This is a genomic window from Paraburkholderia sp. Tr-20389 (assembly GCF_017104565.1).
Lineage (GTDB): Bacteria > Pseudomonadota > Gammaproteobacteria > Burkholderiales > Burkholderiaceae > Paraburkholderia.
Window position 1 is genome coordinate 113466 of the sequence record NZ_JAAGPD010000005.1, and the last position, 24457, is coordinate 137922.

22 protein-coding genes are annotated in these 24457 nt (G+C 60.1%); all 22 read right to left on the bottom strand.

Annotation, left to right across the window (positions count from 1 at the left end):
* Window positions 1–87 precede the first annotated feature (87 nt).
* Window positions 88–1629 (bottom strand): F0F1 ATP synthase subunit alpha, encoded by a 1542-nt coding sequence (gene atpA, locus G3N95_RS07920; RefSeq protein ID WP_205969452.1) that lies wholly within the window; start codon window positions 1627–1629, stop codon window positions 88–90.
* Window positions 1630–1687: 58 nt separating this feature from the next.
* Window positions 1688–2227: a F0F1 ATP synthase subunit delta gene (locus G3N95_RS07925; RefSeq protein WP_205969453.1), complete on the bottom strand. Its 540-nt coding sequence runs from the start codon at window positions 2225–2227 to the stop codon at window positions 1688–1690.
* Window positions 2228–2229: 2 nt separating this feature from the next.
* Entirely contained in the window at window positions 2230–2700 is a 471-nt protein-coding gene (locus tag G3N95_RS07930) for a F0F1 ATP synthase subunit B (protein WP_012402379.1), read from the bottom strand.
* Between the two features lie 138 nt (window positions 2701–2838).
* Window positions 2839–3108, bottom strand: coding sequence for a F0F1 ATP synthase subunit C (gene atpE, locus G3N95_RS07935; protein ID WP_007180033.1), 270 nt, complete (start codon window positions 3106–3108; stop codon window positions 2839–2841).
* Window positions 3109–3193: 85 nt separating this feature from the next.
* Window positions 3194–4045 (bottom strand): F0F1 ATP synthase subunit A, encoded by an 852-nt coding sequence (gene atpB, locus G3N95_RS07940; RefSeq protein ID WP_205969454.1) that lies wholly within the window; start codon window positions 4043–4045, stop codon window positions 3194–3196.
* Window positions 4046–4191: 146 nt separating this feature from the next.
* Window positions 4192–4737, bottom strand: coding sequence for an ATP synthase subunit I (locus tag G3N95_RS07945; RefSeq protein ID WP_205969455.1), 546 nt, complete (start codon window positions 4735–4737; stop codon window positions 4192–4194).
* Window positions 4738–5018: 281 nt separating this feature from the next.
* The gene (locus G3N95_RS07950; protein ID WP_205969456.1) at window positions 5019–6167 is read right to left on the bottom strand and encodes an SLC13 family permease; all 1149 of its coding nucleotides are present in this window, start codon (window positions 6165–6167) and stop codon (window positions 5019–5021) included.
* Window positions 6168–6179: 12 nt separating this feature from the next.
* Window positions 6180–7070 carry a ParB/RepB/Spo0J family partition protein gene (locus tag G3N95_RS07955; RefSeq protein ID WP_205969457.1) on the bottom strand — a complete coding sequence of 297 codons (891 nt, stop codon included), beginning with the start codon at window positions 7068–7070 and terminating at the stop codon, window positions 6180–6182.
* Window positions 7071–7108: 38 nt separating this feature from the next.
* Entirely contained in the window at window positions 7109–7879 is a 771-nt protein-coding gene (locus G3N95_RS07960) for a ParA family protein (RefSeq protein WP_012402384.1), read from the bottom strand.
* Window positions 7880–7927: 48 nt separating this feature from the next.
* A complete protein-coding gene (rsmG, locus tag G3N95_RS07965; protein WP_205969458.1) occupies window positions 7928–8605 on the bottom strand; it encodes a 16S rRNA (guanine(527)-N(7))-methyltransferase RsmG in 678 nt (225 codons plus the stop codon).
* Window positions 8602–10560, bottom strand: a complete 1959-nt coding sequence (gene mnmG / locus G3N95_RS07970) for a tRNA uridine-5-carboxymethylaminomethyl(34) synthesis enzyme MnmG (RefSeq protein ID WP_205969459.1) — start codon at window positions 10558–10560, stop codon at window positions 8602–8604. Before mnmG ends, rsmG begins: the two co-directional genes overlap by 4 nt.
* Window positions 10561–10733: 173 nt before the next feature.
* Window positions 10734–11486 carry an ABC transporter ATP-binding protein gene (locus G3N95_RS07975; protein ID WP_205969460.1) on the bottom strand — a complete coding sequence of 251 codons (753 nt, stop codon included), beginning with the start codon at window positions 11484–11486 and terminating at the stop codon, window positions 10734–10736.
* Window positions 11483–13267, bottom strand: coding sequence for a branched-chain amino acid ABC transporter ATP-binding protein/permease (locus tag G3N95_RS07980; protein WP_205969461.1), 1785 nt, complete (start codon window positions 13265–13267; stop codon window positions 11483–11485). The genes G3N95_RS07975 and G3N95_RS07980 overlap by 4 nt, the downstream gene beginning before the upstream one ends.
* A gap of 4 nt (window positions 13268–13271) precedes the next feature.
* Complete coding sequence (locus G3N95_RS07985; RefSeq protein ID WP_205969462.1) at window positions 13272–14327, bottom strand: branched-chain amino acid ABC transporter permease; 1056 nt, start codon at window positions 14325–14327, stop codon at window positions 13272–13274.
* A gap of 220 nt (window positions 14328–14547) precedes the next feature.
* On the bottom strand, window positions 14548–15708 hold the full coding sequence (locus G3N95_RS07990; protein WP_205969463.1) for an ABC transporter substrate-binding protein: 1161 nt from the start codon (window positions 15706–15708) through the stop codon (window positions 14548–14550).
* 259 nt (window positions 15709–15967) lie between these two features.
* Window positions 15968–17134, bottom strand: a complete 1167-nt coding sequence (locus G3N95_RS07995) for an ABC transporter substrate-binding protein (RefSeq protein ID WP_205969464.1) — start codon at window positions 17132–17134, stop codon at window positions 15968–15970.
* A 491-nt stretch (window positions 17135–17625) separates the two neighbouring features.
* Window positions 17626–18597: a branched-chain amino acid ABC transporter permease gene (locus G3N95_RS08000; RefSeq protein WP_205969620.1), complete on the bottom strand. Its 972-nt coding sequence runs from the start codon at window positions 18595–18597 to the stop codon at window positions 17626–17628.
* On the bottom strand, window positions 18597–19481 hold the full coding sequence (locus tag G3N95_RS08005; protein WP_205969465.1) for a branched-chain amino acid ABC transporter permease: 885 nt from the start codon (window positions 19479–19481) through the stop codon (window positions 18597–18599). The genes G3N95_RS08000 and G3N95_RS08005 overlap by 1 nt, the downstream gene beginning before the upstream one ends.
* Window positions 19482–19611: 130 nt before the next feature.
* Window positions 19612–20826 carry an ABC transporter substrate-binding protein gene (locus G3N95_RS08010; RefSeq protein WP_205969466.1) on the bottom strand — a complete coding sequence of 405 codons (1215 nt, stop codon included), beginning with the start codon at window positions 20824–20826 and terminating at the stop codon, window positions 19612–19614.
* A 60-nt stretch (window positions 20827–20886) separates the two neighbouring features.
* The gene (locus G3N95_RS08015) at window positions 20887–21642 is read right to left on the bottom strand and encodes an ABC transporter ATP-binding protein (protein WP_012402394.1); all 756 of its coding nucleotides are present in this window, start codon (window positions 21640–21642) and stop codon (window positions 20887–20889) included.
* The gene (locus tag G3N95_RS08020; protein ID WP_205810370.1) at window positions 21639–22418 is read right to left on the bottom strand and encodes an ABC transporter ATP-binding protein; all 780 of its coding nucleotides are present in this window, start codon (window positions 22416–22418) and stop codon (window positions 21639–21641) included. Before G3N95_RS08020 ends, G3N95_RS08015 begins: the two co-directional genes overlap by 4 nt.
* A 244-nt stretch (window positions 22419–22662) precedes the next feature.
* On the bottom strand, window positions 22663–24357 hold the full coding sequence (locus G3N95_RS08025) for a choline dehydrogenase (RefSeq protein ID WP_205969467.1): 1695 nt from the start codon (window positions 24355–24357) through the stop codon (window positions 22663–22665).
* Window positions 24358–24457: the final 100 nt, after the last annotated feature.

A 24457-nucleotide genomic window follows, 5' to 3' on the forward strand; every position in this document is an offset into this window, starting at 1 on the left:
TTGCTCCTTGATCGAAGCAGCGTCGGCGCGCTTTCACGCGTCCACGCTGCTTCAAGCTCCGTTTATGCCTTGCGGATCACTCGCGGATCAATAAGCGCCCGACTTCTTGAAGTCCTTGAGTGCGGCATGCAGCGCGCCCTCGTCGTCCTTCGACAAGTCTTTGTTGTCTTCGATGCGCTTGACCAGGTCAGCATGCTTCGACTTCAGGAATTCGCGCATGCCCTTTTCGAAGGCCAGAACTTGCGACACTTCCAGATCGTCGAGATAGCCGTTGTTCGCTGCGAACAGCGACACCGACAGTTCCCACACTTGCAGCGGCTGATACTGCGGCTGCTTCAGCAGTTCCGTCACGCGGCGGCCGCGCTCGAGCTGCTTGCGGGTGGCTTCGTCGAGGTCCGACGCGAACTGCGCGAATGCTGCCAGTTCACGGTACTGTGCGAGGTCGGTACGGATACCGCCCGACAGCTTCTTCACGACCTTCGTCTGAGCCGCACCACCAACGCGCGACACCGACACGCCGGCGTTAATTGCCGGGCGGATACCTGCGTTGAAGAGGTCGGTTTCCAGGAAGATCTGACCGTCGGTAATCGAGATCACGTTCGTCGGAACGAACGCCGTCACGTCGCCTGCCTGCGTTTCGATGACGGGCAGTGCCGTCAGCGAGCCGCTCTTGCCCTTCACTTCGCCGTTCGTGAACTTCTCGACGTACTCTTCCGAGACGCGAGCAGCACGTTCCAGCAGACGCGAGTGCAGATAGAACACGTCGCCCGGATAAGCTTCACGGCCCGGCGGACGGCGCAGCAGCAGCGAGATCTGACGGTATGCCCAAGCCTGCTTGGTCAAGTCGTCATAAACGATCAGTGCGTCCTGGCCGCGGTCGCGGAAGTATTCGCCCATCGTGCAGCCGGCGTACGGTGCGAGGTACTGCATCGCAGCCGATTCCGAAGCCGAAGCGGCGACGACGATCGTGTATGCCATCGCGCCCGTTTCTTCGAGCTTGCGAACCACGTTCATGATCGACGAAGCCTTCTGGCCGATCGCGACGTAGATACAGATCAGGTCTTTGCCCTTCTGGTTGATGATCGCGTCGACTGCCACGGCCGTCTTGCCGCACTGACGGTCGCCGATGATCAGCTCGCGCTGACCACGGCCGATCGGCACCATCGAGTCGATCGACTTCAGACCCGTTTGCACCGGCTGCGACACCGACTTACGCCAGATCACGCCCGGGGCGATCTTTTCGATTGCGTCCGTCAGCTTCGCGTTGATCGGGCCTTTGCCGTCGATCGGGTTGCCCAGCGCGTCGACCACGCGGCCGATCAGTTCCGGACCCACCGGCACTTCGAGAATGCGGCCCGTCGTCTTGACGATGTCGCCTTCCGAGATGCTTTCGTATTCACCCAGAATCACCGCGCCGACCGAGTCGCGCTCGAGGTTCAGCGCGAGACCGTACACGTTGCCCGGGAATTCGAGCATTTCGCCCTGCATCACTTCCGACAGGCCGTGGATACGCACGATACCGTCGGTCACGGAGATCACCGTGCCCTGGTTGCGAACGTCTGCGCTCGCTTCAAGGCCCTGGATCCGGCTCTTGATCAGCTCGCTGATCTCAGAGGGATTGAGTTGCATTATTCGCTCCTGATAGTCAATTCTGTTGCGTGCCAGCCGCCACAACCACGTAAGGGCTTCAGGCGGTCAGTGCCGTCTGCATGCTGGCGAGCCGCGCGCGGACCGAGGTATCGAGCACTTCGTCGCCGACCGTCACGCGAACGCCGCCGATCAGCGACGAGTCCACCTGGACCGTCGGCTTCAGCTTGCGTTTGAATTTGCGTTCGAGGCTTGCGACGAGGTCGTCCAGCTGCGCACCTTCGAGGGGGAATGCGCTGACGATCAGCGCATCGGCCGCACCTTCGCGGGCGTTCTTCAACTCTTCGAACTGCGTGGCGATTTCCGGCAAGAGCGGCAGACGATGATTGTCGACCAGCATCTGAACCAGATTCTTCGCTTGCGCATTGTCCTTGAGCGGCGATTTCACCGCGGCCAGCAGCAGGTCGCTGATCTGTGCACGGCTGACTTTCGGGCTCGAGGCAATCGACAGCACATCGGGCAGACGCGCAACCTGTGCCAGCTCCTGCACGAGCGTGGACCAGGCGGCGATGTCACCAGCTTCGGCCACGCCAAACAGCGCTTCTGCGTACGGACGGGCGATGGTTGCAAGTTCGGCCATGATCAGAGCTCGGCTTTGAGTTGATTCAGCAGGTCGGCGTGAGCCGCCTGGTCGACTTCGCGCTTCAGGATCTGTTCGGCACCCTTCACGGCAAGCGCGGCGACTTCGCCACGCAGCGCTTCGCGCGCCTTCACGATCTGCTGGTCGGCGTCGGCCTTTGCCTGAGCGATGATTCGCGCAGCTTCAGCCTGAGCCTGTGCCTTGATTTCGTCGGCGACCGCGACTGCGCGCTTTTCGGCGTCAGCAATGCGCTGCTGGCCTTCGTTGCGTGCCTGGGAGAGTTCCTGGTCGACGCGCTTGTGCGCGGCTTCGAGTTCCAGCTTGCCCTTTTCAGCGGCCGAAAGACCGTCGGCGATCTTCTTCGAGCGCTCGTCGAGGGCGTTGATCAGCGGCGGCCACACGAACTTCATCGTGAACCACGCGAGGATCAGGAACACGACCATTTGCGCAAACAGGGTTGCGTTGAGATTCACGGTGTTTCCTTAAACGTTGCTTGATCGGAGGGGGAAACGGCAAGGCGCTCATCGATTCAGTGGTCGATCAGCGCCTTAGTGCCCGTTCCGCTTGGCGCTCTTACCAGTTATAGGTCAGGCGCGCACTTCCGAGGAACCTCAGCCTGCCAGCTTCGACAGCAGCGGGTTCGCGAACGCAAACAGCATTGCCACACCAACGCCAATCAGGAACGCCGCGTCGATCAGACCAGCCAGCAGGAACATCTTGGTTTGCAGCGGGTTCATCAGTTCCGGCTGACGAGCGCATGCTTCAATGTACTTGCCGCCCATCAGACCGATACCGATACAGGCGCCGATAGCACCCAGGCCGATGATGATGCCGATACCGATGGCGGTCAGACCCTGGATGTTGGCGATGAAAGCTTGCATGATCACTCCTTGTGAAAAGTCTTTTTGGAACTGGGATTTAAAAAACTACGATTCTTGAAACTCTGATTCTTTGGCGACGCGCCGGTTAGTGAGCGTCGTGTGCCTGGCCGATGTACACCAGCGTCAGCATCATGAAAATGAACGCCTGCAGCAGAACGATCAGGATGTGGAAGATCGCCCACACGCTGCCTGCGATCACGTGGCCGATGAAGCCAAGCACCGTCGTGTCCGCACCGAAGTTCCAGATGCTGCCGAGCAGGGCAATCAGCAGGAACAACAGCTCGCCCGCGTACATGTTGCCGAACAGCCGCATGCCGAGGGAAACCGTCTTCGCGACGAACTCGATGATGTTCAGTGCAAGGTTCGGGATCCACAGCAGCGGATGCGAGCCGAACGGAGCGGACAGCAGTTCGTGCACGAAGCCGCCGGCGCCCTTGATCTTGAAGTTGTAGTAAATCATCAGCGCGAACACGCCGAGCGCGATGCCGAGCGTGCCGTTCAGGTCGGCTGTCGGAACGATGCGGTGGTGCGAGATGACGCCCGACAGACCGAGCAGGTCGATCACGCGGCCCGGCAGGTCGACAGGGAGAAAGTCGAGGGAGTTCATCAGCGCGACCCAGACGAACACGGTCAGCGCGAGCGGTGCGATGAAAGCGCGGTTGCCGTGGATCATCGACTTCGATTGATCCTCGACCATTTCGACCAGCATTTCGACCGCGCACTGGAACCGGCCCGGCACGCCGGACGTCGCCTTACGCGCGGCGAGACGCAGAATGAGGATGGTGACGAGACCGCACACGATCGACCAGAAAAGCGTATCGATATTCCAGACGTGGATGTCGAAGATCGACGTCTGATGAGCGGTGGAAAAATTCTGCAAGTGGTGCGCAATGTACTCGGACGGATCCAGAGCGCGCGTTCCTTCGCTAGCTGCCATATCGTTAATGCCACCCAAATTGTCGAAAATCGTTCCGGGCCGCTCCCGCCGCAATACTGTATTGCGGGAACACGCCAGCGCGGGCTTCTGTCCAACCCGCGCGCCTCGTTGCTGACGCCTTGCGTCAGCCTAGTATTTCGCTTGCTTCACCGCCAGGCGAGCGCGATCCAGTACGTCTTGAGAGCGATGAGGTAGGTGACGAGCAACGGAATCCACCGTACGTCGTGATACCAGAATGCGATGACAATGAACATCGCAATCGTTGTCCCCATCTTGAGCGCTTCGCCGATCATCCAGCTCATCACCGTTTCGGCGCCGCTCAACTTCTTAAGACGTGCCGCGAACAATGCGCTCGGCACCCAGCAAATCGCTCCTCCCAGGAATGCGGACAGCGCAGCGTCGCCCGGCGGCTTGTAGAACAGCCACCACAACAGCGTCGCACCCAGGGACAAAACCATTTGCGCAATCACGACCTTGACCGGTGTAACGCGCGATGGACGACTCACATTCGGGCCAAACAGCTTTTCGGCCTCAGCCCGCGTGAGCGGAACGATATTGTTATCTTGCTGCTCGGCATCCCACGCGTCGTCATGCGCGGCGCGCTGGCCATCGGGCGCCTGCGAACCGCTGCGATTTTCGCGGTGTTCGTCGTGCCGTTGTTGCGGCGTTTGGTTCGACGCTTTGACCGCCATTGCAGTGTTCCGCAGAGTTCTGTTCAGCCGGCGGGCTTTCGCACCGCTTACGGGATTGCCTAGCAAATAAATCCGGGCGATTGTAAGCGATAGTTGCAGGCAATTCAAGACTTTAGCCCAACCAATAACCAGCATGAAATGGCACTTCAGGATACGGGAAAATGCCTATTTTCAGGGCATCAGACGAGAAATGTAAGGCGGTCGCGGGAGACCGGGAAATGGGTGTCGGACTGTGCCAAGGCGACGCACTTTGATGCGCATTTTCGCCGTCTGCACAAGTGTCAAAAATGCAACAGCAGCCATCCGCCGACGATGCCGCTGACGACCCAGAACGGGATCGAAAAGAGGTGGAACTGCGTCCACATGCCGCGCTCTCCTGAAAGCCTCATTGCAATCAGATTCGCGAGCGAACCGATCGCGAATCCGAACCCGCCGATGCTGACGCCGAACGCGAGCGCGCGCCAGTCTTTCGAGAATTCGGCCAGCATGATGGCCGCGGGTACATTGCTGATGAACTGGGAAAGCACTGCGCCCGCAGCATAGGCACGTAGTGGCGTCGCGAGATGCAATTGCCCAATGGCGTCGTGCACCCAAGGCAACGCTGCGACACTTCTTAACACAATGAACATGAACACGAAGATCAGCAGCAAAAGCCAGTCGATCTTCAGAACGATTCGCGGGCGCCAGAAGATGAATCCCACTGCGACGCCAATCAATCCAATGCCCGCGCGATGAGCATCGGCGAGCAGCACGAACGCTGCAAACAGTAGCGCCGCAACGCCGAGCAATGGGCGATCGACGGGATGCGGTTCCGTGTCCTTCGACAGATCCAGCGGGATGCGTTTGAATGACACCGTGGCCACCGCGTACAGCAACACCATCAGCACAAGACACAACGGCGCGAGCGCGACCACGAATCCGCCGAATGAAACGCCGCTCGTCTGCCAAAGAAACAGATTTTGTGGGTTACCTAACGGCGTGAGGATCGAACCCGCGTTGACGGCGATAGCGATGAAAATGACGAGTCGCTTGAGCGGCAGCGGCGTCAAATCGTTCAACGACAACGCAAGCGGCACGACGACGAACAATGCGACATCGTTGGTCAGCAACGTCGACAGCGCAGCCGCAAGCGCGATCAGCAAATAAGCCAACGCCCGCTGCGATCGAATGCGATGGACGACTCGATGTGCGAGCCACATCAGGAATCCTGAATATTCGACGGCCTTCGTCAAAATCAGAAGTCCCGCGAGCGTCATCACTGTCTGCCAATCGACCAGCGCAGGCAGAGATGCGAATGGACGCGGATGAAACACCTGCAGCGCGATCAATGCAGCGACGAGCACGGTAAGCACCGGCTCTTTCGCTACATAGTGAATGATCGTGCGCAGCAGGTTTCGGTTTGGCTTTAGTGCTCGCTCGGCAGCCGGCATTGGAAAGGCTTCTTATGCAGGCGTTGCGTTGCCCCGCAAACGGGCAAGAATGCCTTCGAGCGCATCGAGGTCGCCGAAATCGACCAGCACCTGCCCTCGCCCGCGGCGTCCTAGCTTGATCTTCACCGTTGCGGCGAGCAGATCCGACAGTTCCTCTTCGAGTCGGCGTGTGTCGCGGCCGCCATCGTTATTCGCTTTCGCCTTCACGGCAGGCGCGGCCTTCGTCGTCGCCGTGACCAGCTTTTCGGTTTCGCGGACCGACATCCGCTTGTTGATCACCTGATTCGCAAGCGTGATCTGAGTGGCCGCATCGACAGCGAGCAGCGCACGTGCGTGGCCCATGTCGAGGTCACCGGCGAGCAGCATCGTCTGCACGGGCGAAGCCAGGTTCAACAGACGCAGCAGATTCGACACCGCACTGCGCGAGCGGCCAACCGATTCGGCCGCCTGCTCATGCGTGAAGCTGAACTCGTCGAGCAGACGCTGGATGCCTTGCGCCTCTTCGAGCGGATTCAGATCCTCACGCTGGATGTTCTCGATGAGCGCCATCGCGGCCGCGGCCTGATCGGGCACGTCGCGCACCAGCACAGGCACTTCATCGAGACCGGCAAGGCGCGCCGCGCGAAAGCGCCGCTCGCCGGCAATGATCTCGAATTTTTCGGGTGAAACCGGACGCACGAGAATCGGCTGCATCAAACCTTGTGCACGGATGCTGGCCGCCAGTTCCTGCAACGCGCCCTCGTCCATGCGGGTGCGCGGCTGGTACTTGCCTGCCTGCATCTTGTCGAGCGGCAAGGTGTGAGGCGCGCCGTCGATCTTTACCGCTTCCGTGATGTCCGCGCTTCCGCCGAGCAGCGCCTCCAAGCCCCTGCCCAACCCCTTCTTCCGTGCTACTGCGTTCATCGTGGTTCCTCGATCCGCTTTGGATGATTGGCGCAGCGTCATAGCGCACGCACCCGTTCGATCATTTCCGCACCGAACTGCACATAAGCCTGTGCACCGCGCGACGCGCGGTCGAACACGACGCCGGGCAAGCCGTAACTCGGCGCCTCGGCAAGTCGCACGTTCCGCGGAATGACGACGTCGAACACCTTGTCGCCAAAGTGCTCCTTCAATTGGTCCGACACCTGCTGTTGCAGCGTGATGCGCGGATCGAACATCACGCGCAGCAAGCCGATTACCTTCAGGTCGCGATTCAGATTCGCGTGAACCTGCTTGATGGTGTTGACGAGGTCCGACAAGCCCTCGAGCGCGAAGTATTCGCACTGCATCGGGATCACGACGCCATGCGCGGCACAGAGGCCGTTGAGCGTCAGTAGCGACAGCGCCGGCGGACAGTCGATCAGCACGAAGTCGTAGTCTTCCACGACGTGTGCGAGCGCCTCTCGGAGCTGGCGCTCACGGTTTTCCATGCTGACGAGTTCGACTTCCGCGCCCGCCAGTTCGCGATTCGCCGGCAATACGTCATACGAAACGGATTCCGGCTTCACTCGAGCATCGGCGACCGATACGCCGTCGACCAGCACTTCATAAACCGTGTTCTCGCAAGCGGCCTTGTCGATGCCGCTGCCCATCGTGGCGTTGCCTTGCGGATCGAGATCGATGAGCAGGACCCGCTGTCCCTGCGATGCGAGGCTCGCGGCGAGATTGACCGCAGTCGTCGTTTTGCCGACTCCACCCTTCTGGTTCGCAACGCAGAAGATTTTTGCCATCTTTTAGGTGCCCCTTTGCAGCCTGTTTAATGAAATCCCGATTGGAATTCAGCCTACCGCGACTTCGACCAGATGCCGTTCGGCTTCCAGCGATGGCACTTTGAGACGAATCACCTGCTTGACTTGTGCGCCTTCGGGCAAGCGCTCGATTTCCCCATCGGGCCGCACACCCTTCATCGCCCAGATCGCGCCATTGTCCGCAACGAGGTGACGGGCCAGTGTAACGAAATCTGCGAGCTCTGCGAATGCGCGCGAGACGATCACATCAAACTTTCCTGGAACCTCAACGCCCGGCTGCAAGGTTTCGACACGCCCTGTCACCACGGACAGGTTCGTCAGTCCGAGTTCGGCCTTGGCCTGCGACTGAAAAGCCGATTTTTTCTGGACGATGTCGTTGACCGTGATCGTCCATTCGGGAAATACGATGGCCAGCACGATGCCGGGCAGCCCGCCGCCTGAGCCGACGTCGAGCGCTGACGCCTGCCCGAGCGGAGCCAGATGCGGAACGATCGAGAGTGAATCCAGGATGTGCTGAATCAACATCTGCCGCGGATCGCGAATCGCGGTCAGGTTGTAGACGGCGTTCCATTTCGCCAGTAACGCGACGTAGTCGAGTAGCTTGGCTTTTTGATCCAAGGTCAGGCCAATGCCCAGTTCTCGCACACCCTCTTCCAGCAAACCGGCGAGCGCCTCACGTTCCGCCACTGCATTGGTACGCGTCGTCATTGAGCCACCGGCGAGTTGTCGTTGCCGGCGCCTGCGGGCTTCTGGTTTCGTCGGCCAAGTCCGCGCTTGAGATGAACCATCAACAAGGAGATCGCAGCCGGCGTAATGCCCGAAATACGCGACGCCTGACCGATCGTTTCCGGTCGGTATTGCGTCAACTTCTGGCGGGCTTCGAACGACAATCCGCGAACCTCCGCGTAATCGAGGTTTTCCGGCAGGCGGGTGTTCTCGTGTGCTTCATTGCGCTCGATCTCGCCGGCTTGCCGCTCAATGTACCCTTGGTATTTGACGCCGATCTCGATCTGCTCCTTGATCTGCGCCAGCAGCACCTTGTCGTCCGCCAAAGCTTCGACGGGTCCGCAGGCGCCTTCGCGCAACGCGCAAATGCCGTCGTAGGAAACGCCAGGGCGCCGCAAAAGATCAGCAAGACTGTATTCGTGGTCGATCGGCTTGCCTAGCAACGCAGTTGCTTCCTCAGACGAAAGCGTCTTCGGATTGACCCAAGTGGTCCGGAGCCGCTCTGTTTCACGTGAAACAGCATCACGCTTGCGGCAGAATGCATCCCAACGGATGTCATCGACCACACCCAATTCGCGACCAATCTCGGTCAGCCGCATGTCGGCATTGTCTTCACGCAGGCTCAAGCGGTACTCTGCGCGGCTCGTGAACATCCGATATGGCTCAGAGACGCCACGCGTCACCAGATCGTCCACCAGCACGCCGAGATACGCCTGATCGCGACGTGGACACCATGCTTCCTTACCCTGAACGAACAGTCCGGCGTTGATACCCGCCAGCAAACCCTGTGCAGCGGCCTCTTCGTAGCCCGTCGTGCCGTTGATCTGGCCGGCAAAGAAGAGCCCATTGATCACCTTCGTTTCTAACGACGCCTTCAGCCCACGCGGATCGAAATAATCGTACTCAATGGCGTATCCGGGCCGCAGGATGTGAGCGTGCTCCAGCCCCACCATCGAACGAACCAAGTCCAGCTGGACGTCGAAAGGCAGGCTCGTCGAAATTCCGTTCGGATAGAACTCATTGGTCGTCAGCCCTTCCGGCTCCAGGAAGATCTGATGCGACTCTTTGGATGCGAAACGGTGAATCTTGTCCTCGATCGACGGGCAATACCGCGGGCCAACGCCTTCGATCACGCCCGTGTACATCGGCGAACGGTCGAGACCGCTGCGGATGATGTCGTGCGTCTGAGCGTTCGTATGCGTAACCCAGCAAGGCACTTGTCGCGGATGCTGCTCGACTCGCCCGAGAAACGAGAAAACCGGGATCGGATCCAGATCGCCCGGTTGCTCTTCGAGCTTCGAGAAATCGATCGTGCGACCGTCGATTCGCGGCGGAGTCCCCGTCTTCAGCCGCCCCTGCGGGAGCTTCAGTTCCTTCAGACGCGCCGACAGCGACACCGCAGCCGGATCCCCTGCCCGCCCGCCGGTGTAGTTATTGAGACCGACGTGGATCTTCCCATCGAGGAAGGTGCCGGCGGTCAAAACAACTGCACGCGCACGAAAACGGACGCCGACCTGCGTCACAGCCCCGACGACTCGGTCGCCTTCGACCATCAAATCGTCGACGGACTGCTGGAAAAGCCAGAGATTCGGCTGATTTTCGAGCCGATGCCGGATCGCAGCCTTATAGAGAATACGGTCAGCCTGAGCACGAGTGGCCCGAACGGCGGGCCCCTTCGACGAGTTCAAGATGCGGAACTGGATGCCGCCTTCGTCGGTGGCAGCTGCCATTGCGCCGCCAAGCGCGTCGACTTCCTTTACCAAATGACCTTTGCCAATGCCGCCAATCGACGGATTGCAGCTCATCTGACCGAGGGTTTCGATGTTGTGCGTCAGCAAGAGCGTCTTATTGCCCATACGCGCGGACGCCAACGCGGCTTCCGTGCCGGCATGACCGCCGCCAACGACGATTACGTCAAACTCTGTGGGATAAAGCATCGCGGATCTCACGCTGGATCCCGCGTGAGCCTTAAAAAGAAAAGTATGGGCGAAATTATAGCGGTTTCGCTTTTGGCCCGAATTCCGTCCGAACGGCATAAGACAAAAAAACGGCGTGTTTCACGTGAAACACGCCGCTCGTTTGACAGCCAACTCGCTGAAAATTTCGTCGACTAGGCGACTTTTTTCGTCAGTCCCAGATAAGTTTCAATCACGCGTGGGTTCTGGGCCAATGCTTTGGCTTCCCCTTCCAAGGCAAGCTCTCCTGTCTCAAGTACATAGCCGTAGTCCGAAATCTGCAGCGCGGCCCGTGCATTCTGCTCGATCAACAGCGTCGCGACGCCCGTCTGTCGCAGCGCGCTAATGATGTGAAAAATCTCCTTCACGATCAACGGCGCCAACCCCAAGCTCGGCTCGTCGAGCATCAGCAGATCAGGTTTGCCCATCAGCGCGCGGCCGACCGCCAGCATTTGCCGCTCACCACCCGACAATGTTCCGGCCGCCTGCTTGCGCCGCTCCTTAAGCCTCGGGAATAGCTGAAACACCGGTTCAAGCTGGTCCAGATAATTGCGCTCCCCTGCGCGCTTGCGGCGATACGCACCGAGGATCAGGTTGTCCTCAACGGTCATCGCAGCGAACAACTCCCGCTTTTCCGGCACGAGGCACATACCACGCGCGACGCGCTTCTCGACCGGCACATGGCTCACGTCTTCGTCGCGATACATAACCGCGCCCTTTGCGTGTCCCGTGACCGGCAACGCGCCCATGATCGCGTTGAGCAGCGTCGACTTCCCTGCTCCATTCGGACCAATCACGGAGACAATCTGCCCGGGCCGTACGGCTATTTTCGCGCCGTGCAACGCCTCCACCTTCCCGTACCGAACGGAAAGACTGCTGACTTCGAGAATCGGCTGATCTGCCATCATTCCACCCCACCCAGATAGGCTTCCAGCACCGCAGGATCGTTCTGCACGTCCTGTGGCAAGCCTTCCGCAATTCGCGTCCCAAACTCCATCACCACCAGCCGATCCGTCAGATTCATCACGAAGTCCATATCGTGCTCGACTAGCAGCACGCTCATGCCCTCCTCCCGAAGCTTGCGCAGCAGCGTCCCGAGTTGCTGCTTCTCCTGATAGCGCAATCCGGCTGCCGGCTCATCCAGCAACAACAGCGTCGGATCGCAGCACAGTGCTCGCGCGATTTCCAGAATCCGCTGCTTGCCTAGCGCGAGACTGCCTGCTTCGTCGTACATATGCTCTTCGAGGCCCACACGGCGAATCTGCCGCGCCGCTTCCGCCATCAGACGCGCCTCTTCAGCCGTATTCAGACGAGCCACGCTACGCCACACGCCCGCATGACCCCGCAGATGTGCACCGATCGCAACGTTCTCGAGCACCGTCATCCCCGGCAGCAGCTTGACGTGCTGAAACGTGCGCCCAATGCCGCGTTTAACAATTTCACGTGAATTGAGCGCATCGATACGCTCGCCTCGGAACGAGATCGCACCGCTCGTTGCTTGCAGTACGCCCGTGACCAGGTTGAAAGTGGTCGACTTGCCCGCGCCGTTAGGACCGATCAAACCGATGATCTGCCCCGCCTTCACTTCGAAGCTGACGTCATTCACGGCGACCAGGCCGCCGAACTGCTTACGCGCCTTATCGACCACCAGCAGTGGTTCGCCGGCCGCCGGCTTGCTGCGCTGCGGCAACGCATCCGCGTGATTGGGGACATGCGCACGCGGCCCGCGCGGGAAAATACGCGCCACGAACGGCCACACGCCTTGGCGCGCGTACTGCAGCAGCAACACCATCAGAATGCCGAAAACGATGATCTCGAAGTTGCCGTTCTCACCCAACAGCTTCGGCAGCAAAGTCTGCAGATAGTCCTGAAGGAACGTCAGAATCGCCGCGCCCAGCACGGCGCCCCACACGTGCGCGACGCCGCCAACTACAGCCATGAACAGAAACTCGATCCCGTGATTGAGACCGAACGGCGTCGGGTTCACAGCACGCTGCAAATGCGCGTACAGAAAGCCCGAAATCGCAGCCAGCACCGCCGCATAGACGAAGATCACGACCCGCATCCACGCCGTATTCACGCCCATCGCCTCCGCCATCTGGCCACCGCCGCGCAGCGCGCGAATCGCGCGACCCGGCCGGCTATTAAGCAGATTTTGAACAGACACGACCGCACCGAGCACGACGATCCAGATCAGGTAATAGATATGGCGGCCGGATTCCAGGTTGATGCCCAGCACGTTGAGCACGGGAATCCCGTTGATGCCGTCGTACTTGCCGAGCATCTCCATGTTGCCGAACAGGAAGAACAGTGCGAGGCCCCAGGCGATCGTTCCGAGCGGCAGGAAGTGCCCTGACAGCCGCATGGTGACTGCCCCCAGCAGCAGCGCTATCAACGCCGTCAGCACGACGCCGGCGATCAGCGCAAGCCACGGCGAGACGCCCAACTGCGTCGTCAGATACGCCGTCGTATAGGCGCCTACGCCGACAAAGGCCGCCTGCCCGAAGCTCGTCATGCCGCCGATGCCCGTCAGCAGCACGAGACCGATCGCGACGATCGAATACAGCCCGATGTAGTTGAGCAACGTCACCCAATATTCGGGCACGCGGATCGGCTGCGGGAGCACGGGCAGCGCGAACATCACAACGAGGAAAAGCCAGAAGAACTTGTTTTTCATGATGCGGTTCATCGCGTCACTCCTCCTCTTCTTCCGTGTGTGGGCTGGCGAGACTCCGCCAGAGCAGCACCGGAATGATCAGCGTGAACACGATCACTTCCTTGTATGAGCTGGCCCAGAACGACGAATACGACTCCAGCAATCCGACGAGTATCGAACCCGCGGCAGCCAGCGGATAGCTCACCAGCCCGCCGATGATCGCGCCCACGAAGCCCTTGAGACCGATCAGGAAGCCCGAGTCGTAGTAGATCGTCGTCAGCGGTGCGACGAGAATCCCGCAGAGCACGCCGAGGCCGGCCGCGAGCGTGAATGCGAGCCTCCCTGCCTGCGTCGTGCCGATGCCTACCAGTCGCGCACCGAGCCGGTTCACCGACGTCGCGCGCAGCGCCTTGCCGGAGATCGAGCGGTCGAAGTACACGTACAGCACGCCGATCAGCACCACGGCCACGCCGATCACCCACACGCTCTGCCCCGAGATCGACAGCGTGCCGATGTTGAACGTGGAATCGGTGAAGGCGTTGGTACGCGAGCCTTCTGCACCGAACATCACGAGCCCGAGTCCGACCATCGCGAAGTGCACGGCAACGGACACGATCAGCAGAAGCAATGTCGTCGCTTCGGCAACCGGTTCGTAGGCGAGGCGATAGACGAACGGCCCCATCGGTACAACGATCAGCAGCGTCAGGGCGATCTGCGCGATCATCGGCAGCGGCTGCATGAATACGCCGCGCGTGACCGCGTAGACGGCAATCGGAAACAGCAGATACTTGCCGACCAATGTCGCGAGCGTGCGCGCCGCATGCCGCCGCCGCTCCGCATGCCGCACCATGCCGACCACGTCGACCACGAAGCACGCGAGCCCCATCGCCATCAGCAGCCAGCACGTCGCCGGAAACTTTTGCGTCTGCAATGCGGCGAGCGTCAACGCGCCGTACGAAACGAACTCCCCTTGCGGGATGAAAATGGCGCGCGTCACGGAGAACACCAGCACCAACGCGAGCGCGAGCAATGCGTAGATCGCGCCGGTCGTGATGCCGTCCTGCGCGAGGATCGCCGCAATTGATAGATCCATACTTCCTCGTCCTGGAACGTCGAAATCGAAACTGAGAAACAGTGAGAGCTGGCTGAACGTCCACCAGCCACGAAGCAAAGCCGAAACACATAAAACAACTGCCGCGCCTAAGATACGGCGCGGCAGAGCTTGCCATTGTTATCGATCAGAATTGGCAGTGTGACTTAAGAGCTTTCTCATACGCTCGTCGTCACGCCTTGCGCGAGAGGCGCGTACCTGCTTAGTCGTTTTGGAGTTTCCACTTGCCATCGGATATCTCGACGATCACGCGTGCGCGCTTGTCGAGACCGTTATGATCGGTGGCCGTGGTGTTCATGATGCCGTGCGAGAGTGGCAAGTCCTTGACGTTCTCGAGTGCTTCACGCAGCGCGACGCGGAACGCTTCCGTACCCGGTTGCCCCTTCTTCAACGCCTCGGGAATCGCGCGCTGAAGCATCTGCCCCGCGTCCCATGCATGGCCGCCGAACGTCGCCACAGAACCCGCGCCATACGCCTTCTCATAAGCGTTCTTGTACGCCAGAGAGGACTTCTTCACAGGGTTCGAATCGGGCAGCTGATCGGCGATGAGAATCGGGCCTGCGGGCAGCAATTCGCCTTCGCAATCCTTGCCGCACACACGCAGGAAGTCGTTGTTCGCGACACCGTGCGTCTGATAGATCTTGCCCTTGTAGCCGCGCTCTTTAAGCGCTTTTGCAGGCAGCGCCGAAGGCGTGCCCGAACCGGCGATCAGCACCGCATCCGCGTTCGACGCGACGAGCTTCAACACCTGCCCCGTCACCGATGCATCGGTGCGGTTATAGCGCTCGTTTGCGACCAGCTTCAGATGATGCGCATTGGCCGCCTGGCTGAACACGTTGTACCAGTTCTCGCCGTATGCATCCGAGAAGCCGATGAACGCCACCGACTTCACGCCGTGCTTCTCCATGTACTCGGCGATCGCATCGGCCATCAGGCCGTCGTTTTGCGGCGTCTTGAATGCCCACGAACGCTTCGCATCCATCGGTGAAATGATGGCAGCCGACGCAGCGAGAGAAATCATCGGCGTCTTGCCTTCGGAAACGGGATCGAGCATCGCGAGCGAATTCGGCGTGACTGTCGAGCCGATGATCGCATCGACGTGGTCTTCGTCGATCAGCTTGCGCGTGTTCTGCACCGCGCGGCTCGTGTCCGATGCATCGTCGAGCACGATGTACTGCACGCTCTTGCCTGCGATCTCTTTCGGCAGCAGCGCAATCGTGTTTTTCTCGGGGATGCCGAGCGATGCGGCGGGCCCCGTCGTCGACAGCGTCACGCCGATCTTCACCTGCGCGATCGCCGCACTCGCCCCACACACGAGCGCCATCGCGATCGCTGTGCGGACCCACAGTTTTGTCATTTTCATTGCGTGTCTCCAAACGCTTTAAATGCGTGTCGTAATCCGGTTCGAGAACCGGGTAACTGAATCTAGTTATCGGGTATAAGCCTGCCAAGCATGGTTTTCCCTGCTCGTTGCAATCGTGACAAATGAAGCGTCAAACGCAGGCTCTACCGCTTTAGCGATCTCCCTTCTGCTGCCTTATTCAAACATCTCGCGTGCAATAAAAAAGACGCGTCAACTGCTCGCGTCTTTTTGTTAATTCGAATCCGTCAATTCGCCTCGCTTAGTCGGAAGCAAGCTTCCATTTGCCGTCGACGATCTGCACCATCACGCGCGCCCGCTGATCGAGGCCTGCGTGATCGTTCACGCTCATGTTGAAGATGCCGTGCGAGCCCGGCAGATCTTTCGTGCCTTCGAGCGCAGCGCGCAGCGCTTCGCGGAATTGCGGCGTGCCGGGTTGGCCCTTCTTCAATGCGATAGGAATGGCGTGTTGCAGTAGCAGACCGGCGTCCCACGCATGGCCGCCGAACGTCGAAATCGAGCCCGCGCCATTCGCGCCTTCATACGCATGTTTGTACGCAAGCGAAGCCTTCTTCACAGGATTCGAATCGGGCAGCTGATCGGCGACGAGCAGCGGACCAGCGGGCAGATACGTGCCTTCGCAATCCTTGCCGCACACACGCAGGAAGTCGTTATTCGCGACGCCGTGCGTCTGATAGTACTTGCCCTTGTAGCCGCGCTCGCGCAGCGTCTTTTCCGGCAATGCCGCCGGCGTGCCCGCGCCGGCGATCAGCACGGCGTCCGGGTTCTGCGACATCATCTTGAGCACCTGCCCCGTCACGGACGCATCGTTGCGCGCGAAACGTTCATTGGCGACGACCTTGATCTTCTTCAGATCCGCGGCCTTGGTGAATTCCTTGAACCAGCTCTCGCCGTATGCATCTGAGAAGCCGATGAAGGCCACCGTCTTCACTCCGTGATTCGACATGTGCTGCGCGATGGCAGTCGCCATCAGAATGTCGTTCTGCGGCGTCTTGAAGACCCATGAGCGCTTCGCATCCATGGGCTCCACGATCGATGCCGCCGCGGCCATCGAGATCATCGGCGTTTGCGTTTCATTCGCGATGTCGATCATGGCCAGCGAGTTCGGCACGACGGTCGAACCGATCAGTGCGTCGACGTGATCTTCGCTAGTGAGCTTGCGTGCGTTCTTGACGGCTTGCGTCGAATCCGTCGCGTCGTCGAGCACGATGTAGTCGATTTTCTGGCCCGCGATTTCCTTCGGCAGAAGCGCGCTGGTGTTCTTCTCCGGAATGCCGAGCGAGGCCGCTGGGCCCGTCGCCGACACCGTCATGCCGATTTTCACGTCTGCGAATGCCGCGCCGCTATATGTTGCGCACACGCCCGTCGCGACCAGTGCCGCGCTGATCCACCGCAATGCCGACTTCATTCCGCTCCTCTACGCCCCGATGTTCGAATTGATTCGAGTATTTGAAAGCCGACCCGATGGTCGGTGAATGGCGAGTGTAGCGGACGCATACCACGCGCGGCAAGCGCTTTGAAGGCTTTGAATCTTTGGGGAAAAATGCTGTGCGGAGCGAAGGGAAAAGCGCCAGATTTACAACATGACGCTACGCGCAGTTGAGCGCTGAGAAGCCTGGTTTTGAGCAGAAAAGTAAAAAGCGCTGTTGGACCCAGTCCAACAGCGCTTTCGTATGGGCACTTTTGTGCCTCATGTCTCCTCGTTCTCCACCTGCAAAATTCGGTGCATCAGAACTGTGTGAAGATTAAACGGGGGCAGCTTCGCGAGCAACTAGCATTTACCCTAGTGGTGCAGTGCCGCACAAAATTGGGGCGCGTTCTTGTAGTTTCGCTCCGCGTTCGCATCATTTCGCAGCAGCTAGCCGTTACTTCGGACGGCGAAGCAGATACGCAGCCCGCTCAGGCCCGCAGCAGCTTGACCCGCTGCACGATCTCGCCGACGATGCCGCGCCGGAACGCGAGCACACATGCGATGAAGATGAGACCCGTCACGATCGTCGCGGATTCGCCTAACGAGCGGAACCACTCGACTCCTGTCATCGATGCCAGCCCGCTGCCGATATCCCCGAGCCTGTCTTCTAGAGCAACGATCAACGCCGCGCCGAGCAGCGGCCCGAACAGCGTGCCCATGCCGCCCACCAGGGTCATGAGCACGACGAGGCCCGACATCGTCCAGTACGCATCACCGAGCGTCTCGAAGCCCAGCACGAGTACTTTGAGCGACCCCGCGAGGCCTGCCAGACCCGCCGACAGAATGAACGCGAGCAGCTTGAAGCGGTTCGTGTCATAGCCGAGCGAGATGGCACGCGGCTCGCTCTCCTTGATCGCAATCAGCACCTGCCCGAACGGCGAATGCACGATCCGCACGATCAGCAGGAACGCGAGCACCATCACTGCGAGCACGACGAAGTACAGCGTCAGATCCGACGACAGACTCAACACGCCGAACAGTTTGCCGCGCGGCACGCCTTGCAGCCCGTCCTCGCCATGCGTGAACGGTGCCTGCAAAAACACGAAGTAGACCATCTGCGCGAGCGCAAGCGTGACCATCGCGAAGTAGATGCCCTGTCTGCGGATCGCAAACAATCCCACGATGAGGCCGAGCACCGTCGCCGCCACCGTCCCCGCCACTACACCGAGTTCCGGCGACAGTGCGAGCGTCTGGATCGCGTAACCGGTGACATAGCCGGCCGTCGCGAGAAACATCGCGTGACCGAACGACAGCAGGCCCGTATAGCCGATCAACAGATTGAAGGCCCCCGCGAAGAGCGCGAAGCACAGCACCTTCATCACGAACACAGGATACGCACCGGCGAACGGCGCAACGATGAGCGCGATCAGCAGGAGAACGTAGAGCGCTTTTCTCTGCATCATTTTTCCTTGCCGAAGAGACCCGCCGGACGCACGAGCAACACGAGCGCCATGATCACGAAGACCACGGTCGCCGAGGCTTCCGGATAGAACACGCGTGTGAAGCCTTCGATCACGCCAAGCAGCAGGCCCGTGAGAATCGAGCCCATGATCGAGCCCATACCGCCGATCACGACGACCGCGAACACGGTGATGATCATCGGCTGCCCCATCAGCGGCGACACCTGGATCACGGGCGCCGCGAGCACGCCCGCAAACGCCGCCAGTGCGACTCCGAAGCCATATGTGAGCGTGACCATCATCGGCACGTTGACGCCGAATGCTTCGACGAGCTTCGGGTTCTCCGTGCCTGCGCGTAGATACGCGCCGAGGCGCGTCTTCTCGATCACGAACCACGTCGCGAAACATACGATCAGCGACGCGACGACGACCCATGCCCGATAGTTCGGCAGGAACATGAAGCCCAGATTGGTTGCGCCCGACAGCGCCGACGGCACGTCGTACGGTTGTCCGGACGAACCGTAGATCGAACGGAACACGCCTTCGACGACGAGCGTCAGTCCGAACGTGAGCAACAGGCCATAGAGGTGATCGAGCTTGTACAGCCAGCGCAGCATCGAGCGTTCGATCGCGATGCCGAACAGCCCGACGAGGATCGGCGCGAGCACCAGCATCACCCAGTACGGCAGACTGAAATACGACAGGCCCATCCACGTGAGCATCGCACCCAGCATGAACAACGCGCCGTGCGCGAAGTTGATCACGTTGAGCAACCCGAAGATCACGGCAAGCCCCAGACTCAGGATCGCGTAGAACGAACCGTTCACGAGACCGAGCAGCAACTGGCTGAGCATCGCCGGTAGCGGAATGCCAAAGATATCCATTGAAGCCGTCGTCAAAGTGAAAGCGGCATGCACGCGTCAGGCCGATTAAGGCCCGACACGTCCAGCACGCAGAACATCGACGCCCGCTGTCTCTATTGCAAACGAACCAGCAGGCGATCCTCGGCGCCGCTTATTTCCACAGCGCGCAGCGCGTTTCCTGTTTGGTCGTAAAGGCCTGTTCGCCCGGAATCGTGGCGGTGATCTTGTAGTAATCCCAAGGCTCTTTCGACTCGGCCGGCGTCTTCACCTGCATCAGGTACATGTCGTGGATCATGCTGCCGTCCTGACGGATGTAGCCCTTCGCGTAGAAGTCGTCGATCTTCTGCTTCTTCAGTTGCGCCATCACCTTGTCGGCATCCGTCGAGCCGACAGTCTGCACGGCCTTCAGATACGTCATCGTGGCCGAGTAGTCGGCGGCCTGCAGGCTCGACGGCATCTTCCTCATCTTGTCGAAGTAGCGCTGCGCCCACTTGCGCGTCGTGGCGTCCTTGTTCCAGTACCAGCTGTCCGTCAGCACGAGGTTTTGCGTCGTCTCGAGCCCGAGGCTGTGGATATCGTTGATGAAGACGAGCAGCGCGGCGAGCTTCATCGTCTTCGTCACGCCGAATTCCTTCGCGGCCTTGATCGCGTTGATCGTGTCGCCGCCGGCATTAGCGAGGCCGAGAATCTGCGCCTTCGATGCTTGCGCCTGCAACAGGAACGACGAGAAGTCCGATGCCGACAGCGGATGACGTACTTCGCCCAGCACCTGACCGCCGTTCGCCTTGACGACGTCGGCCGTGTTCTTCTCCAGCGCCTTGCCGAACGCGTAGTCGGCCGTCAGGAAGTACCACGTCTTGCCGCCCTGCTTCGTCACGGCCGAGCCCGTGCCTTTTGCGAGCGCCGTCGTGTCATACGCATAGTGGATCGTGTACGGCGTGCATTGCTCGTTCGTCAGCGTATCGGCACCCGCGCCGATGCTGATGTAGACCTTGTGCTTTTCGCCCGCGACCTGGTTCATCGACAGACCCGTTGCCGAGTTCGTGCCGCCCACCAGCATGTCCACGCCATCGCGGTCGAACCATTCACGCGCGCGCGACGCTGCGATATCGGCCTTGTTCTGGTGGTCCGCGTAGACGACCTGAATCGGCTTGCCGTTCACCTTGCCGCCGAAATCGGCCACTGCCATGCGGATCGCTTCGAGACCGCCCTGCCCGTCGATGTCGGCGTAAAGACCCGACATGTCCGTGATGAAACCGATCTTCACTGCATCGTCGGCAGCTTGCGCGCTGCCCGCCGTGAATGCGACGCTTGCTGCGGCCGCAAAGCAAATGGATGCGAACCGCGCGAGTGTCTTCCTTTTCATTACTGTCTCCTTCGTTCTGCGTTGTGGTTGTCAGAGGCAATCAGGTCCGCACTCCCCGGCTCATACCCCGAGCAAATCGTGCAGCACCGGCATTTTGCTTTCGAGTTCTTTTGCGCCGAAGTGCTCGACGATGCGTCCATGCTCCATCACATAGAAACGATCGGCGAGCGGCGCGGCAAAGCGGAAGTTCTGTTCGACCATCACGATCGTGTAGCCGCGAGCCTTCAGCGTCACGATCATGCGCGCGAGCGCCTGCACGATCACAGGCGCGAGACCTTCGGAGATTTCATCGAGCAACAGCAGGTTCGCGCCCGTTCGCAGGATGCGCGCGACGGCGAGCATCTGTTGCTCGCCGCCCGATAGACGCGTGCCCTGGCTCATCCGCCGTTCCTGGAGATTGGGAAACATCTGGTAGATCTCGTCGATCGACATCATCAACGACTTGTCGCCGACGGGCGGCGGCAGCAGCAGATTCTCTTCGCACGACAGACTCGAAAAGATGCCCCGCTCTTCCGGGCAATAGCCGACACCGCAGTGTGCGATCCGATGCGTCGGCATCGAAATGGTCTCGCGTCCGCCGACGCGAATCGAGCCCGTGCGGCGCCCCGTCAGGCCCATGATCGCGCGCAGCGTCGTCGTGCGGCCCGCGCCGTTGCGCCCGAGCAGCGTAACGACTTCGCCGCGGCTCACGGTCAGATCGACGCCGTGCAGGATGTGCGATTCGCCGTACCACGCCTGCAATCCGGCGATCTCCAGCGCCGGCTCGCCGCTCACGACACTGACCGAGGCGTTTTCCTGTTCGCTCACTGTGCTCATGCATGCGCTCCGGCAAGCGCTGCGTCCGCACTGCCCATATAGGCTTGCATGACGAGCGGGTTCTTCGAGACTTCCGCGTACGTGCCTTCGGCGAGCACCTCGCCGCGTTGCAGGACGGTAATCGTGTCGGAGATGCCGGCAATCACATTCATGTTGTGTTCGACCATCAGGATCGTGCGACCCGCCGATACTTTTTTGATCAGCGCGGTCACACGGTCGACGTCTTCATGACCCATGCCTTGCGTCGGTTCGTCGAGCAGCATGAGTTCGGGTTCCATGCCGAGCGTCGTCGCGATTTCGAGCGCGCGCTTGCGGCCATACGACAGCTCGACTGCGGGCACATCGGCGAAATCGGTCAGTCCGACCTGTGTGAGCAAATCGATTGCGCGGTCATCGAGTTGGCGCAATGTGCGTTCGCTTCTCCAGAAATGAAACGCCGTGCCGAGCTGACGTTGCAGACCGATGCGAACGTTCTGCAATGCCGTCAGATGTGGGAATACAGCGGAAATCTGGAAAGAGCGGATGATGCCGCGACGCGCGATCTGCGCAGGACGCTCGCCCGTGATGTCGATGCCGTTAAAGACGATCTGACCCGCTGTGGGTACGAGAAATTTGGTGAGCAGATTGAAGCAGGTGGTCTTGCCCGCGCCGTTGGGGCCGATGAGCGCATGGATCGAACCGCGCTTCACGCGCAGGTTCACGCCATTGACTGCGGTAAAACCCTTGAACTCACGTGTGAGCCCGCGCGTCTCGAGTATCGTATCGCCGAGAATCATGTTCCCTTCCATGCGAAGTAAGGCGAAGCACTACCGCGTTTTATACCGCGCAGATTCGGCGCGACTGTTATTGGCGATGACACCCCCGTGCCAATCGTGGCGTGGTGCACCAATGAGGACGGTAATCCATGCCGCACCACGCAGCATGGCTGCCATTGTCGCGCCAATGATGCAGCGCAATCATTGGGATTTGCACTTAGTGTTTGATGCGACCTTCGCCGCGCAAAACGTTAAACGTTGCGTGTCATGCAACCGACATCGGCGACGCGACGCGTGTCTCGATCGAGAGACTGTCTGCACGCGCACGACGGTCGGCGCGAATCATGTCGCTCGCGCGCTCGGCAATCATCAGCGTCGGCGAGTTCGTGTTGCCTGACGTGATGGTCGGCATCACCGACGCATCCACGATGCGCAGACCTTCGACGCCGATCACACGCAGGCGGCTATCAACGACGGCGCCAGGATCGTCTGCCGTGCCCATGCGGCACGTGCCGACAGGATGGAAGATGGTCGTGCCCACGTTTCCTGCTGCGAGCTGTAACTCTTCCTCGGTCTGAAACTGGATACCAGGCAATATTTCTTCGGGCCGGTAACGCTTCAATGCAGGCGCGGCAGCGATACGGCGCGTAAGACGCAATGCGTTAGCGGCCACATGTCGGTCGTAGTCCGTCGACAGATAATTCGGCGCAATCAACGGCGCCACATGCGGATCACGCGACCCGATATGCACACTGCCGCGTGAGGTGGGACGCAAATGACAGACCGACGCGGTGAATGCATTGAAGCGATGCAGCGGCTCGCCGAATTTGTCGAGTGAAAGCGGCTGCACGTGATACTCGAGATCGGGACGCGTCAGCGATCCATCGTTCGTATCCGACTTCGCGAACGCGCCCAGTTGCGACGGCGACATCGACATCGGTCCGCTCTGCATCAGCAGATACTGCAGACCGATCATCATCTTGCCCCACCAATGCGCCGACGCCGTGTTCAACGTGCGCACGCCGTGCACCTTATACGCCATCCGCAACTGCAAATGGTCCTGAAGATTCTCGCCGACACCGCGCAGATCGTTGACGACTTCAATGCCGAGATTCTGCAAGCGTGCGCCATTCCCGATGCCCGACAGTTCGAGCAGTTGCGGCGAGTTCACCGCGCCCGAACTCATGATCACTTCGATACGCGCCTTCGCGATGTACTCGACACTGTCGCCGCGATATTCGACACCCACGCAGCGCTTGCCTTCGAAGACGACGCGCTGCGTGTGCGCGCCCGTGATGACGGTGAGATTCGGTCGTTGCATCGCGGGCCGCAAGAATGCCTTCGATGCATTCCAGCGTATGCCGCGCTTCTGGTTCACGTCGAAGTAACCAACACCTGTGTTGTCGCCGCGATTGAAATCGTCGGTGGCGGGAATGCCGGTTTCCGTTGCGGCTTGCGCGAACGTCTCGAGGATCTTCCATTTGAGCCGCTGCTTTTCAACGCGCCATTGACCACCCGCACCATGAAATTCATTCGCACCGCCGTGATGGTCTTCGCTGCGTTTGAAGACGGGCAGCACGGCGTCCCAGGCCCACGATGAATCGTTCGTCACGCGCGCCCATTCGTCGTAGTCTTCGCGCTGACCGCGCATATAGATCATGCCGTTGATCGACGAGCAGCCGCCCAGCACGCGGCCACGCGGATACGACAACGCGCGGCCATTCAAACCCGGTTCCGCCTGCGTTTTATAGAGCCAATCCGTGCGCGGATTGCCGATGCAATAGAGGTAGCCGACAGGCACGTGAATCCAGTGATAGTCGTCTTTGCCTCCGGCTTCGAGCAGCAGCACTGTGACATCGGGATCTTCCGTCAGGCGATTCGCCAGCACGCAACCCGCTGTGCCCGCGCCGATGATGATGTAGTCGAATTCGCCTTCGAGCTTTCTTGCTGTCGTGCTCACCGTTGTCTCCTTCGCATGGGCATCGTTCTAGTGCTCTTGTTTGGCCCGCTATCGCGGCATTGCCTCTATCGAACGAGGCAATGCCGTTGCTTGAATCACT

Coding starts and splice junctions, on each gene's coding strand:
- atpA (WP_205969452.1), bottom strand. CDS start 1,629: ATGCAACTCAATCCCTCTGAGATCAGCGAGCTGATCAAGAGCCGGATC.
- G3N95_RS07925 (WP_205969453.1), bottom strand. CDS start 2,227: ATGGCCGAACTTGCAACCATCGCCCGTCCGTACGCAGAAGCGCTGTTT.
- atpE (WP_007180033.1), bottom strand. CDS start 3,108: ATGCAAGCTTTCATCGCCAACATCCAGGGTCTGACCGCCATCGGTATC.
- atpB (WP_205969454.1), bottom strand. CDS start 4,045: ATGGCAGCTAGCGAAGGAACGCGCGCTCTGGATCCGTCCGAGTACATT.
- G3N95_RS07945 (WP_205969455.1), bottom strand. CDS start 4,737: ATGGCGGTCAAAGCGTCGAACCAAACGCCGCAACAACGGCACGACGAA.
- G3N95_RS07950 (WP_205969456.1), bottom strand. CDS start 6,167: ATGCCGGCTGCCGAGCGAGCACTAAAGCCAAACCGAAACCTGCTGCGC.
- G3N95_RS07955 (WP_205969457.1), bottom strand. CDS start 7,070: ATGAACGCAGTAGCACGGAAGAAGGGGTTGGGCAGGGGCTTGGAGGCG.
- G3N95_RS07960 (WP_012402384.1), bottom strand. CDS start 7,879: ATGGCAAAAATCTTCTGCGTTGCGAACCAGAAGGGTGGAGTCGGCAAA.
- rsmG (WP_205969458.1), bottom strand. CDS start 8,605: ATGACGACGCGTACCAATGCAGTGGCGGAACGTGAGGCGCTCGCCGGT.
- mnmG (WP_205969459.1), bottom strand. CDS start 10,560: ATGCTTTATCCCACAGAGTTTGACGTAATCGTCGTTGGCGGCGGTCAT.
- G3N95_RS07975 (WP_205969460.1), bottom strand. CDS start 11,486: ATGATGGCAGATCAGCCGATTCTCGAAGTCAGCAGTCTTTCCGTTCGG.
- G3N95_RS07980 (WP_205969461.1), bottom strand. CDS start 13,267: ATGAACCGCATCATGAAAAACAAGTTCTTCTGGCTTTTCCTCGTTGTG.
- G3N95_RS07985 (WP_205969462.1), bottom strand. CDS start 14,327: ATGGATCTATCAATTGCGGCGATCCTCGCGCAGGACGGCATCACGACC.
- G3N95_RS07990 (WP_205969463.1), bottom strand. CDS start 15,708: ATGAAAATGACAAAACTGTGGGTCCGCACAGCGATCGCGATGGCGCTC.
- G3N95_RS07995 (WP_205969464.1), bottom strand. CDS start 17,134: ATGAAGTCGGCATTGCGGTGGATCAGCGCGGCACTGGTCGCGACGGGC.
- G3N95_RS08000 (WP_205969620.1), bottom strand. CDS start 18,597: ATGCAGAGAAAAGCGCTCTACGTTCTCCTGCTGATCGCGCTCATCGTT.
- G3N95_RS08005 (WP_205969465.1), bottom strand. CDS start 19,481: ATGGATATCTTTGGCATTCCGCTACCGGCGATGCTCAGCCAGTTGCTG.
- G3N95_RS08010 (WP_205969466.1), bottom strand. CDS start 20,826: ATGAAAAGGAAGACACTCGCGCGGTTCGCATCCATTTGCTTTGCGGCC.
- G3N95_RS08015 (WP_012402394.1), bottom strand. CDS start 21,642: ATGAGCACAGTGAGCGAACAGGAAAACGCCTCGGTCAGTGTCGTGAGC.
- G3N95_RS08020 (WP_205810370.1), bottom strand. CDS start 22,418: ATGATTCTCGGCGATACGATACTCGAGACGCGCGGGCTCACACGTGAG.